The organism is Pantoea sp. SIMBA_079, assembly GCF_046940275.1.
Classification (GTDB): domain Bacteria; phylum Pseudomonadota; class Gammaproteobacteria; order Enterobacterales; family Enterobacteriaceae; genus Pantoea; species Pantoea borealis.
In genome coordinates this window covers 1-332 of sequence record NZ_JAWRYR010000106.1, presented here as the reverse complement: position 1 = coordinate 332, position 332 = coordinate 1, and the positions used below count along the sequence as shown (strand labels likewise).

Annotated in this window: 1 protein-coding gene; it reads left to right on the top strand. The window is 49.7% G+C overall.

The window, feature by feature from the left end; genetic code table 11:
• The first annotated feature begins 4 nt into the window (after nucleotides 1-4).
• Nucleotides 5-70, top strand: coding sequence for an FAD-linked oxidase C-terminal domain-containing protein (locus SB719_RS19315; protein ID WP_412159626.1), 66 nt, complete (start codon nucleotides 5-7; stop codon nucleotides 68-70).
• The last annotated feature ends 262 nt before the right edge of the window (nucleotides 71-332 follow it).

The window sequence follows — 332 nt, the reverse complement described above, 5'->3', positions numbered from 1 at the left end:
CGACCTGATGCGCCGCATCAAGGCGGCCTTCGATCCGGCGGGCATCATGAACCCCGGCAAGGTTCTGTAAGGTCCGCATTATTACGGAAACAAGGCGGGCGGTGTTTACCGCCCGTTTCTTTTAGTAAACGCTTATTCAGAAGAATTTCCGAATTCTTACACATGGTTGCATTCTGATAACCAAAGCCGAAGCCAAGGAAAAGTTAACTTAACTCATTAAGCCCATCGGTAATAAACCGCGCCTATTCTCCGTCTCAACAAGGGCAAAAGCCCAACCGGGAAACCGGACATAAGACAGAGAGACAGAGGCGTCGAAAATGATGAGCAAGGGA